This is a genomic window from Flavobacterium bizetiae, from assembly GCF_902804475.1.
GTDB lineage: Bacteria > Bacteroidota > Bacteroidia > Flavobacteriales > Flavobacteriaceae > Flavobacterium > Flavobacterium bizetiae.
Map to the genome: position 1 here is coordinate 77475 of NZ_CADCSU010000078.1, position 13040 is coordinate 90514.

Genomic DNA, 13040 nt, shown 5'->3' on the forward strand with positions numbered 1-13040 from the left:
TTAATAGTATTTTTTTGTTTCAGGTTTTAGTTGATGTACAGAACCTGAAACTTTAAACTAATTAAAGGCATTTTCAAAATGCTTAAAATTTGATTTTTTTTCAGAATTGTCAAAAATTGCAAAGACTATCTTTTTAAAAGCTCCCTCGTATTTTTCTTTGATAATTTCTTTGAATAAATGCGCTACATCTTTGGGTTCATTTCTAAAAACTCCACAACCCCAGGCTCCCAAAATAATGGTGTCGCTTTTTTGCTTTACGGCAATTGCTAAAACTTTATCCATTCTGTTTTTCAAAACCTCTTCTGTTGCAGCAATTTCTTCTTTCCTGTTATGTTGCAGCATCGCGCCTTTGTTTGGTGCTGGTGCCGTAATGATGTCTGCAGCAAATGGTTTCTCAAAATAATTTCCATCATCATCGTTCCAAAACAAAACATTCGGACTATAAATCATGTAATCTGAATATAAAAACGAAGACTGATTTCTATTAAAATCGTACATCGTTTTGTCTTTGATTTGCGTTTCATAAAGGTTTGAAGACCTGGCCAGACTTTCTTCCTGAGCAGAAGCGCCTCCTAAAAATCCACCGCCCGGATTTTTTGCAGAAGCAAAATTCAACACGCAAATTTTGCCGTCTTTCTCCTGTACAATCGCTTCAATTGTCGAACAGTTTTTTGTCACAATTTCTGTTTCAAACTTATTTTCAATTGGATTTTTTAAAATTGCCTCCCAATCTTTTGGTGCAATTGTAAACGTATTTTCTATAGATTCTTTAAGTTCTTTTTCGACTACAATCTCTTTTCCTTTATATTCATAAAAACCATTTTTTGCGGTTTCTAAGGTTTTATTTGCTATTTCTACTCTATAATTTTTATTCATAATTCTAATTTTACAACCTCAACCCTTTCATCATCAAAATCTTTAAAAGAATTCGTAGTAAATATTTTGTCAAAGCAATCTAAAACTTCAAACCCTTTGTTGAAGATTCCGTGACTTACGGCTAAGTATAATTTTCCGGCATTTTTCTTTTTTAACTCTTCGGCTAATCCTACGAAAGTTCCTCCTCCATCGCAAATATCATCCACAATTAAACAATCCATGCCGTTTAGATCGTCTTCATAAACTTTAAAACCAGATAGTTTTCCTGTTTTTACATCACGGCTTTTGCTGCATTCTACTACATCAATTCCGCCTAAAAATTCAGAAACTTTGTAGATTTTTTTCAAAGCACCACCATCCGGAGAAATTAATTTTACGTTGTCTCCAATTACTTTTAAAACTTGTTGAATAAAAGTATGATTTGGAATGACTTCGCAGTTGTTTACCAATGCCGGAGTAACTTCAGAATGTGCATCAAAAACAAAAACTTTATTTAATTGAAGTCCGTTTATAATATCAGCATATACTTTTACAGATAGAGATTCTCCTTTGATCATCACACGATCTTGTCTCGCTGCCGGGAAATACGGAATAAACAAGTCGATTATTTTCACATCCATTCTGCGTAAAGCATCTACCGTGATACACAATAAACCTAAATCGTTGAATGAATTTAATCGATGTGTGATGGTTACTTTTTCATTATGATCAAAATCAGGATTGATTTTAATGTGAGGTTCTCCTCCTGAAAATGTAAAACTTTGAAATTTGATTTCTTCCTGAGTAGTTACAGGAGTGAATTTTGGGTCTAGGTTAAGTATCATAGTTTTATATTTTGCGTTAATTATACGCAAATGTAGAATTAAATTTTAAATAAACAATTTATTTTGTGTAAAAATTACGCAAACTTTATTTCGAAGTGAAAGCCTTTTTCTATTAATTCATTGTACTTCAATTTATTAAACTTAAAAAGTTTTGCCGGACGACCGCTTTTTATTGGAGAAAAATGTTCTGTTTGGTCTAAAAAGCCATAACTGAGGATTTTTTTTCTGAAATTTCTTCGGTCTATTTCCTTTTCTAAAATAGTACAATAAAGATTTTCAAGATCCGAAAACAGGAATTCATCCGGAAGCAAATCGAAACCAATAGGCTCGTAAGTTAGTTTTGCTTTTAGTCTTTTTATAGCGGTTTCAAGTATTAAATTGTGATCGAATGCTAAAGACGGAATTGCATCTATTTTAAACCATTGCACTTTCTCGGCATCAGTATCGGCTTTAATTTCGAGATTCGAAGCATCGACCAAAGCATAATACGCCACAGAAATAACACGGTTTCTGGAATCTCTGTATATATCATCGCCAAAAGTGTACAACTGCTCCATAAAAGTAAGCTGCACGTTTGTTTCTTCGTGCAATTCGCGTATCACCGCATCGCTCAGCGATTCATCATTTTTAACTAAACCGCCCGGCAGAGCCCAATATTTTTCTGAAGTACCAAACTGCTGCTCAATCAATAACGCGTACAAATCATTATTTTTATATCCAAAAACAATGGCATCAACGGCAACTCTTATATTCTGTAAATTTTCCATAATCCTAAATCATATCAAACAAATATAACGAATGAGAGCCAATTTTATAATGTATTACCGTAGCAATACATTATAAAATTGACTCTCATCAATATACTTTTATTTTGTTTTTTTAATTCACCGTTATACTTTTCTTTGGGCTAACGGTACAGCTTCCTCCAGATTTAGAAACCGTAACATCAGCTTTTACCTCAAATGTTCCGCCTGCAGCGTAGGTATGCGCTACAGCTCCCGTAGCACTATTTACGGTTTGCGCCGGAGTTCCGTCGCCAAAAGTCCATTTTACAGAAGTTACAGTATTACTTCCGCTGTACTGTATAGAGTAATTAATAATCTTAGAATTGGTTCCATCTGCCGAATGTTTTAATTCGGTCAGGATCGAATCTCCAAAACAATCTACTATTGCTTCATCATCACTCTTACTGCAAGAATTGGATGCAAAGAACACCGCTGTTAGTATTAAAATTGTTGCAATCTTTTTCATCTTTAGAAATCTTTAGTGGTTTGTATATCAAAATTATTCTTTTAAAAATCAAAACACAATGATTTCAATCATAATCTGTTACCAAAAAATAACTTTAGTTCTTTAGAAATAATTTCAAAAAACGAATTCAAATTACTGTTTTTAGGGGCTAATAAATACACAAACTCTTCCGGAACATGAAAACTATTCCATACTAACTGGAGTTTGTTTTCTTTAATATAATTTCTGGCATTACAATTCCAGGTTACGGCCACGCCTTCATTTTTAGATAAAAGCCTCAACATATCCGATTCTGAAGGAATAATATAATTAGGAACCATCGAAGGTCTTTTTTTATTAAAGGCATGTAACCAGAACAATTTTATGTGCGGAATTCTGGCATCATGACTGTACCATTTTTGACTGTTAAGCCATTGTTCTATTTCGGTATAATTGTCTGCTTTTAATTTTTGGCGAAATTCGGTTATGTCTAAACTTGTTGGCGCTACCAGTATGAGCTTAATTTTCCCAACAATTTCATACGTGGTATCAAAAGTATCAAACCTTTTTGTGGTAATAGCAAAATCCAATTTTTTAGCATCGACTAAGGCAAAAAGTTCATCATTTTCTGCAAAGGTAAAATCGATTAAATCAAACTTAGCAATTAAAAGATCGCCTATACAATTAAAAAGATGTTTTGAAATTCCAACAGAAATTAACCGATTGGCATCTTCTGCTTTGGCACGAAAACCAGCTTCGACACTTTCGAGTCTGTCCAGCGCATCTATTATCAAATTATTCAGTAACTTAGCGTATTCCGTTGGTTCTACGCCTTTTGACTTTCGGTTAAACAATTTGTTTCCCACATGAGCTTCCAGCATTGAGATTTGCTGGCTAACTGCAGGCTGACTCATAAACAACTCTTTTGCAGCGATAGAAAAATTTCCGTTTTTATAAACCGCTTTAAATGTTCTGTACCATTCGAGATTTACCATGACATAAATTTATTTATAACAAACATAGTTTATTTTATTTTTACAAATATCACTTAAGCAGTAAATTTGACAAAAATTTAAACTTATGAAAAGAATAGCATTACTCGCGATTATAACCTTAACAGCTTTTGGCTCAACAGCTATAGCTCAAAAAACAAATAAAAAAAGTATGAAAAAAGTATTATTTGTTGTGACCAGTAACGATAAACTGGGCAATACGGGAGAGAAAACAGGATTTTGGTCAGAAGAATTTGCTGCACCTTATTACGAATTATTAGACCAGGGAGTAGAAATTACGATTGCAAGTCCGCTTGGAGGTCAGCCACCAATTGATCCAAAAAGTGCTGATCCCGCATCTGCGACCGAAGACACAAAACGTTTTGACGCTGATAAAGTTTTACAGGAAAAATTAAAACACACGCACAAACTTTCGACCATTAACCAAAAAGATTACGATGCCGTTTTCTATCCTGGTGGTCACGGACCTCTTTGGGATTTAGTTGAAGATAAAAATTCAATTGCTTTAATAGAATCTTTCTATACGCATAAAAAACCGGTAGCTTTTGTTTGTCATGCTCCGGCAGTTTTGAAAAACGTGAAAGTAAATGGTGAATTTTTAGTAAAAGGTAAAAAAGTAACCGGTTTTACTAATGAAGAAGAGGAAGCAGTTGGTTTAACTAAAGTGGTTCCGTTTTTATTAGAAGATGCTTTGACTCAAAATGGAGCAAAATTCTCAAAAGGTCCAAACTGGGCACCCTATTCTGTTGAAGACGGACTTTTGATTACAGGACAAAACCCGGCTTCGTCTAAATTGGTAGCAGCAAAATTATTGGAAAAATTGACTAAATAAGGGGCTAAGTTGCTAAGGTTCTAAGTTATTAAGATTGGAATATCTTTAAAGAAAACTTAAAAACTTAGTATCACAATAAATATTAATAAAAAGATATTAAGTTGCCAGGATCAAAAACTTAGAACCTTAGCAACTTAGCATCTCAGAAACTATAAAAAAAATGCTAAACTTCGAATTATATAATCCTACGAATTTAATTTTCGGAAAAGGACAAATTGAAAAACTATCAACTTTGGTTCCTAAAGATGCTAAAATTCTTTTAGCTTATGGTGGCGGAAGTATTTTTAATAATGGAATTCACGAACAGGTAATCAAAAATTTAAAAGGTTTTGATATTGTAGAATTTGGCGGAATTGAGCCAAATCCGCATTTTGAAACGTTGATGAAAGCAGTTGAAGTGATTAAAAAGGAGAAAATTACTTTTATTCTGGCTGTTGGTGGCGGATCTGTGATTGATGGTGTGAAATTTATTTCGGCAGCTGTTAACTTTGACGGAAATCCGATTGATATTTTGCAAAAACGTTTGTTGATTAAAGAAAATGCAATGCCTTTTGGTACTGTTTTGACTTTGCCTGCAACAGGAAGTGAGATGAACTCGGGAGCTGTGGTTACGATTACAGAAACTCAGGAAAAACTGGCTTTTGGCGGAAGTGCAATGTTTCCTCAATTTTCTATTTGCGATCCAACTGTTATTGCCTCTTTACCTAAAAGACAATTGCAAAATGGTGTTGTAGATGCGTATACTCACGTGATGGAACAATATTTAACGTATCCTCATGAAGGTTATTTGCAAGACCGAATTGCTGAAGGAATTCTGCAAACTTTAATTGAAGTTGGTCCAAAAGTGGTCGAAAACCCAACGGATTATGCTTTGGCTTCTAATTTTATGTGGAGCTGTACGATGGCATTAAACGGATTGATTCAAAAAGGTGTTCCGTCTGACTGGGCAACGCACATGATTGGTCACGAATTAACGGCTTTGTACGGAATCGATCACGCCAGAACTTTAGCTATTATTGGCCCAAGTTTATACAATGTGATGTTTGATACCAAAAAACAAAAATTAGCGCAATACGGCCGAAGAATCTTTAATCTTGAAGGTTCTGAAGATGAAGTGGCTAAAGAGGCGATCAATAAAACAGTTGAGTTCTTCCATACAATGGGAATGGACACTAAACTTTCGCAATACATTGAAGATTATAGCAAAACCGCAGACTTTATTGTGAATCGTTTTGACAAAAGAGGCTGGAAAGGTTTAGGAGAAAAACAACTAATTACTTTAGATAAAGTAAAATCGATTGTTGAACTTAGTTATTAGTCACAGTCGCAGTATTTAGTCACAGTTGAAACTGAAAACTGTGACGGTAAACTGAAAACTAAAAAAAAGGCGTTCTTGAATTTTTCAGGAACGCCTTTTTACAATACTAAAACAAAACTAACTAACTCAATTTTTGCTAAACTCATTAAATTCTAATTTACAAGTAGTTACAACGTAGCAGTTTTATTTTTATTGTGTATAATTAAAAATAATTTTTTATTTTTTTCTAATCTTCATTTCTGGTTGTTTGAAACCGTTTATTTAAAGTTTTCGTTCATTTTTTTTTCAAGAATAGCATTCATTTTTTTAACTTCTTCCCTGATATTTTTTATATCAATATTCTTCTTTTCCTCCACCACTTTTCCATCGAAAAATGATTTTAGATTATATGACTTATTGTTATTTTTTAATAACAGAATTCCAATTTCCGGCTTTTTAGATTCATTAAATCGTAATCCTGTCAGTACATCTGCATTATCTCCTTTGCCAAACATGGCTTCAATATTTTTGCTTATCGAAAAATCCTGTGCTATTGAATTGAAGTTTTCTTCGATTGTTTTCGCACTATTAGCTGTTGACGCAAATATTGCATAAAACATCTCTGATGCTCTTCGGCCTTCATCATCTGTTTCATTAGAGTTTAAAATTTTAGCTTTGATTATCTGGTTCGATTCATAATATACGATACTTCCCGTTTGTTCCGGCATCTCGTTTTCTAAGTCAATAGATGTACTTGACATTACTACTTTATCATCAATAATCAATTGACTCGTATATTTATTGCCGTTTTTCTCGATTGTAATTCTGCCTTTTTGTTCCTTTTTTAATTCAGTAATCTCAATACCATTATTTTTCAATTCAAAATGAAAACGGTTAAAATAATGCATTGCAAAAAGATCTACATCAAAACTTTGTAAAGTTCCATTTTTCCAATATTTCGAAATAAACTGACGATCTAATTTTATGTATTCTACGCCATCTACTATCTTTCCGTCTTTATAAGTCGATTTTATATCGTAATACGGATGTTGGTATTTCTCCAGATTCTCCAGATAATCATTAGAATATTGATATTTGATACTTCCATTTTCATAATAATTGACATGATTAAACTCGTGAAAATCTGTAGCGAAATATCCTGAATAAGGTTTTTCATCTTTATAAATTCCTTCATAAGAATCCTGAACTTTATCTGCAATAGTAAAGGAGCGATTGACTATTTTGGTCAGTTTTCCGTTTGTATAATATTTCGATCTTAAAATATTATTTTCATCGGTTCTTTCGTATTTACTTCTATAAAAAATTTCTTCAGCAATTGCACCATTTTTATAAATTGTGGCGTTTTCAGCTTCTACTAATTTACCCTCAAAAGGTAAGTCGTTTTTATATTCCAGTTTCCCTGTAACTTCTCCATTTTCATAAAAAACAGTTTCACCATTTTTTACATCATTTACACAAGTATAAGTTTCAAGAACATTATCGATATTATAACTAAATACTTTTTGCAATCCGTTTTTCTTAAAGTCTATAACATGAATCAACTCATGACGATCTTTTCCGCTTTCTATAATAAATGTTCCGTTATAGGGTTTTCCATTTTTGTAAATGCCCTTAGCAACAATACTATCATTTTCTTGTTTTTTAGCAATTGCCTCGCCATCTATTACACCTTTTACATAGTTGGCATTAACCAATAAACTTCCTGAGAAGTTTTCATCAAAATTTCCCTCAAAAGGCGCTCCGTTTTTATACACTCGCTTTATCACTAAAGTTTCATTTTTGTCATAAACGATTTCATCTCCCACTTTTTCACCATTTAAATATTTAGTAAGTTCCTGAATTTTACCGTTAGGAAAGTATCTAATTTCTTCGCCTGATTTTATCCTTTGCTTATAAGTCGTTTTTGACTTAAGGCCAACTGCAAATTTATTTTGAAGGTAATAATCGTAAAAAGTACCGTTTGAAATATCACTGCCATATTGTTCAAAATCATTTTGATTAATGGTTTGCAGCACTTTTCCCGTTTTATCATAATTGACCTGTTTAAAAGGATGCATTTGGCCATATTCAATATCATACCAGATTTCCTGTGCCAATTGTTTTGAATTGATCCAGAATATTTTTTTCTTCACCAGATTCTTTATAACCTTTTTTGGAGTTCCGGACTGATAATCTTCAACCATTACCGGTGCCGTTTCAATCATAACTTCGGTCTGTTCCTTATACGTTTCTTCTTCTGACTTGTTGTTGCGGTAATCATCCCAGTTTCTAACTTCCTCAAAATCTCCTTCAACCGGTTTTCCATCAAGGTATTTTCCTTTCATTAAAACCGTTCCGTCCTGATGATAAACAATCGAAAATCCGCTTTTCCTCCCTTTTTTATATTCAATCGTTTTGCGTTTTTTTCCATTAGGATAATAATAGGTCAAAACAGGAACATCTGTATTATTATAATATTGATAAACCGCTGTATCAAAACCATTTTCGTCATACCAAACAATATCTCCCACATAACTATTCTCGTCGCTTTGTAAAGCATAACCTTGAAACTGCGGTGTATTATTACTATAGAAATCCTGCATTAAAAACAGATTACCTATTTTTTTGGATGGTATGATTCTGTAAAAAGAAGCATTTTCTTTGGTTGTTTCTTTCCAGTCTTTATCATAATAAATACGATCTGCGTTTTGCGAAAAAGAAAAACTGGTTGTTAAAATCAAAATAATGTTGAAAATTTTAGTAGTCATATTTGAAAGAAATTTCACCGAATGTAAGGCTTTTTGAATTCATTTAGTTTTTTAAAGATAAAAAATACTGCGTAAAATTCAACTCGTCTTACCAACCGTTTATAAATTTCTTAAATCAGATTTTGTGATATTACTGCATTATTAAGTACTTTTGTTTTAAATTATTAAAAAAATGAGCGAAAATCTAAAATTTGCAGTAATTGGAGGAGGAAGCTGGGCTACGGCAATTGCAAAAATGTTATGCGTGAATCTTTCAGAAATTGCCTGGTACATGCGTAATGATGCTGCGATCGAGCACATTCAGAAATACAAACACAATCCAAATTATTTAAGTTCGGTTGAATTTGATACTGCAAAACTTAAATTAACCAACAATATAAACGAAGCCGTCGAATATGCAGATTATGTAATTTTTGCTATTCCGTCTGCGTTCTTAGATGCTGAATTAAAACATTTAACGGTTTCTTTGTCTGATAAAATTATCTTTTCGGCAATTAAAGGAATTGTTCCCGAGACGAGTTTAATTGTTGGAGAACACTTTCATATTCAATACGACATTCCGTATTATAACATTGGTGTTATTACAGGTCCTTGTCACGCTGAAGAGGTTGCATTAGAAAGACTTTCGTACTTGACAATTGCTTGTGGAGATCCGGCTAAAGCCAAAGTTGTAGCTACAACATTGTCTGGAAATTATATCAAAGCCAAAATTTCTGATGATATTATTGGTACTGAATATGCTGCAATGCTTAAAAACATTTATGCAATCGCAGCCGGAATTGCACACGGTTTAGGTTACGGAGATAACTTTCAATCAGTTATGATGAGTAACGGAATTCGCGAAATGAAAAAATTCATCAAAAAAGTACACAAAATGAAACGTAACATCAATGATTCGGCTTATTTAGGCGATTTATTGGTTACGGGATATTCTGTATTCTCCAGAAACAGAATGTTCGGAAATATGATTGGAAAAGGTTATACCGTAAAAAGTGCCATGATGGAGATGAGTATGGTTGCAGAAGGTTATTATGCGACTAAAAGTGCTTATAAACTTAATCAGGGTTACGGAGCAAAAACACCAATTATCGATGCTGTTTACGCTATATTATACGAAGGAAAAGATGCTAAAACGGTGTTTAAAAAACTAACAGAATCTTTGGATTAAGCTTTTATTCGAAGTACAGTTTTCAATCGAAGTCTTAAAACTTATATAAAGAGTCAGGAAATTTAAAATTTTCTGGCTCTTTTTTTATATCCAATTCTTAAAAATTTTAAGCTGAAGCAAAAAAAAACCAAACGAATTAACAAGAAATGTTCTGCTTCAGAATACATCAAACGTACATCTTGTTAAAAAAAAGTAAATGCTTTACTCTTACAAAATGGTCAAAACAACCCTTTACTGATTATCAACAACATAGAGCAAGTTTTTAAAAACTTAAAGCTTATCTTTTTCTCACAAATTGGTACACTCACAATTTCAAACTCCCCTATTTTTCATTGGTTCACAAAGAATTATTGATACATTTGCGCTATTATTTTTATTGATTCTAATTAAAAACAATGCGTTCTATTTTATTTCTTCTTTTAATTTCGAGTTCTGTTTTCTCTCAAAGAGTAATTACAGGTAAGATTGTAGACAAAGAAAATTCAACAGCTTTATCAGGCGTTTTTATACGAGATACAAAATCTGATAACTGGAGTATTTCAGATAAAGACGGAGCCTTTCAAATTACAATTCCTTATCTTGAAGATATAGTACTAAACTTTTCTATATTGGGAAAAATGGAGTCTAACATTGCTTTAAAAAACAACGAAAATTTTATTACAGTTTTTTTAGAAGATAACACACTTCGCCTTAAAGAAGTTGTGGTTACCGCCAATAAAGAAAGAAAATATTCTGAACTTACTTTAGGTACAAATGCAATTAATAATGTACAGGCTTTTTCGCTAGACGATGTTTTGAAGCAGCTTCCGGGACAAACTACCACGGATTTTAATTTAAATGAATTCAAGAATATAGTTTTTCGTACCGCCTCAAAATTGTCAGCTTCTAACGCAAATAAGGCTTTTGGAACTTCATTTGTAATGAATGACATTCCTATTTCTAACAACGAAAACATGCAGGCCTTAAATCCAAATTCAGGTCTTGCAGATGATTTTGGTATAAAAGGAAACACTTTTACGAATACAAATAGAGGAGTTGATTTAAGAGAAATATCTACTAATAATATTGAAGAAATAAAAGTTATTCAGGGAATTCCTTCTGCAAAGTATGGTGATTTAACTTCGGGGCTTGTTTTAATAACAACAAAGGTAGGAAATAGTCCTTACCGGGTTTCTGCATCCATCAGAGATGCGACATCTGAACTTAATTTGACAAAAGGAGTAAAATTCAATTTAAATAATTCGATGAATTTTGGAATTAATTATCTCGATTCTAAAGCTGATCCGAGAGACAATATTTTGAATTATGAAAGAATAAACGGAAACATATCCTGGCAATATAAGAATAATGATGCTACTATAAAAAACACGGTAAATACTTCATTTCGAATGAATCTTGATAACTCTAAAAGTGATCCGGATGATATCAGCGCTCAAGTCATAAAAAACGAAAAAAAAGGTTTTTCTATTTCAAATAATTTAATGTGGAAACCCAAAAACTTATGGGTTGACGGAATTAATGTAAATGCAAGTCTTAGCTATGACCGACAATTTTCCAGAAGAGATAAATGGATGAATACTTCACCTTCTGCAGCAACTGATACTCAAGAAGAAGGAATACATGAGGCCATTATTGTTCCATCACAATATACTAGTGTAAGTACAGTAGAAGGTATTCCTATTTCAACATTTTTTACTCTTGAAACTACAAAAACACTAACAAATAAATCGAATTGGATTCACAGTCTGGTTCTTGGAGTTTCGCACAGAACAAGCGTAAACAGAGGTGAAGGACGAAAAAATGCTACCCAGGAAATGTTGAATTTTTATACTCTTTCGAGAGAAGGAAACAGCACCATTGGTTTTAGAGACTATAGCTTTACTAACTCAAAAACAGAATATCAAATTTCTACTTATTTCGAAGACAGAATATTTAAAAAATTTAAAGACGAACGAATATTAAATCTTGATTTAGGAGTACGATTTGATAATCAAATGGGAAATATTTCATTACAGCCCCGTGTAAATTCATCTTATACACTTAATGAAACATTTAGATTACGTGCAGGATTAGGCCTTTCATCAAAAGCTCCGTCTTTAAACCAACTATACACCGGAGATCGTTATATCGATAAATTAATTGGTAGTGGTATTTATACTTATCCGGGTGTTTATCAAAAAGCCTGGATTCAAACTATCATAACTCCGGGAGACAATTTAAACCTAAAGCCAAGTAAAGCATATCGAACAGAAGCGGGATTAGATATAAAATTACCTTTTGCCTCCGTTAATTTAACCGGATATTATAATAAGCTTTATAATGGTTTTTCTGGTCAAAAAGTCCCTGTCTATAGAGTAATTCCAAAAGCCGAAATCATTGTAACCGGTACAGAAATTCCAAACTACAACATTGTTGGCACTGAAAAATTTTACTACATGAATAACAGTCTGACAAACGACCGTAGTTCAGAAGATACTGGTATAGAAACTACCATAAATTTCAAAAAAATTAAATCTCTTAATTTGGATGTAAGCATGAATGCTTCATACACGCATACAAAAGATTTTTCAGATGTTAAAGAATACGAATCTTCTGCAAGTCTTACTTCTGCTGAAAGATACGGAGTTTACAATCCACAAGATGGTATAATGGATAGCTTCACAACTAGCTTTAATTTTAATTATCATATACCTGCTGTTGGATTACTTATTTCCTTGAGAACGGAACATATTTTATTACAGAATACTAAAACCCAAACTAGTAATTATCCTAATGGATATTTAGACTCAGAACTTGTTTATCACGAAATTCCTGTTGAAGACAGGACTAATATTCAAAAATATGGGCATTTGATTAAAGTAAGAAACGAAACTCAATCTAAGATACCAAACATACTTCATAACCTTCATTTAAGAGTTTCAAAAGATTTTTTAAATGGTTTCAGTGCTTCATTATATGCAACTAACTTTTTAAATCTTAAACCCTATTATTATGATGATTATGACAATAAAATTTTATCAAAAATTGCCACT

10 protein-coding genes are annotated in these 13040 nt (G+C 32.6%); 4 read left to right on the forward strand and 6 right to left on the reverse strand.

Going from position 1 to position 13040, the window contains the following annotated elements; genetic code table 11:
• Nucleotides 1–57: 57 nt before the first annotated feature.
• The 5 genes from FLACOL7796_RS09365 to FLACOL7796_RS09385 form a co-directional block, all read right to left on the reverse strand.
• On the reverse strand, nt 58–876 hold the full coding sequence (locus FLACOL7796_RS09365; protein ID WP_173970535.1) for a TIGR02452 family protein: 819 nt from the start codon (nt 874–876) through the stop codon (nt 58–60).
• The gene (prs, locus tag FLACOL7796_RS09370) at nt 873–1700 is read right to left on the reverse strand and encodes a ribose-phosphate diphosphokinase (RefSeq protein WP_173970536.1); all 828 of its coding nucleotides are present in this window, start codon (nt 1698–1700) and stop codon (nt 873–875) included. Before prs ends, FLACOL7796_RS09365 begins: the two co-directional genes overlap by 4 nt.
• Nucleotides 1701–1774: 74 nt before the next feature.
• A complete protein-coding gene (locus FLACOL7796_RS09375) occupies nt 1775–2467 on the reverse strand; it encodes an NUDIX hydrolase (protein WP_173970537.1) in 693 nt (230 codons plus the stop codon).
• 112 nt (nt 2468–2579) lie between these two features.
• Nucleotides 2580–2951, reverse strand: a complete 372-nt coding sequence (locus tag FLACOL7796_RS09380) for a PKD domain-containing protein (RefSeq protein ID WP_173970538.1) — start codon at nt 2949–2951, stop codon at nt 2580–2582.
• Nucleotides 2952–3019: 68 nt separating this feature from the next.
• A complete protein-coding gene (locus tag FLACOL7796_RS09385; protein WP_173970539.1) occupies nt 3020–3925 on the reverse strand; it encodes a LysR family transcriptional regulator in 906 nt (301 codons plus the stop codon).
• 85 nt (nt 3926–4010) lie between these two features.
• On the opposite strand from FLACOL7796_RS09385, the gene FLACOL7796_RS09390 reads away from it, so the two are divergent.
• Together FLACOL7796_RS09390 and FLACOL7796_RS09395 are read left to right on the forward strand one after the other, a co-directional pair.
• Nucleotides 4011–4775 (forward strand): type 1 glutamine amidotransferase domain-containing protein, encoded by a 765-nt coding sequence (locus tag FLACOL7796_RS09390; RefSeq protein ID WP_173970540.1) that lies wholly within the window; start codon nt 4011–4013, stop codon nt 4773–4775.
• Between the two features lie 160 nt (nt 4776–4935).
• Nucleotides 4936–6093 (forward strand): iron-containing alcohol dehydrogenase, encoded by a 1158-nt coding sequence (locus FLACOL7796_RS09395; protein ID WP_173970541.1) that lies wholly within the window; start codon nt 4936–4938, stop codon nt 6091–6093.
• 257 nt (nt 6094–6350) lie between these two features.
• Here the strand turns inward: FLACOL7796_RS09395 and FLACOL7796_RS09400 are convergent, their stop codons facing one another.
• On the reverse strand, nt 6351–8840 hold the full coding sequence (locus FLACOL7796_RS09400; protein WP_173970542.1) for a toxin-antitoxin system YwqK family antitoxin: 2490 nt from the start codon (nt 8838–8840) through the stop codon (nt 6351–6353).
• A gap of 172 nt (nt 8841–9012) precedes the next feature.
• Here FLACOL7796_RS09400 and FLACOL7796_RS09405 point away from each other — a divergent pair, with 172 nt between their 5' ends.
• Together FLACOL7796_RS09405 and FLACOL7796_RS09410 are read left to right on the forward strand one after the other, a co-directional pair.
• On the forward strand, nt 9013–10008 hold the full coding sequence (locus FLACOL7796_RS09405) for an NAD(P)H-dependent glycerol-3-phosphate dehydrogenase (RefSeq protein WP_173970543.1): 996 nt from the start codon (nt 9013–9015) through the stop codon (nt 10006–10008).
• A gap of 395 nt (nt 10009–10403) precedes the next feature.
• Nucleotides 10404–13040, forward strand: a 2637-nt coding sequence (locus tag FLACOL7796_RS09410; RefSeq protein ID WP_173970544.1) for a TonB-dependent receptor, incomplete at its 3' end; no start/stop codon positions are given.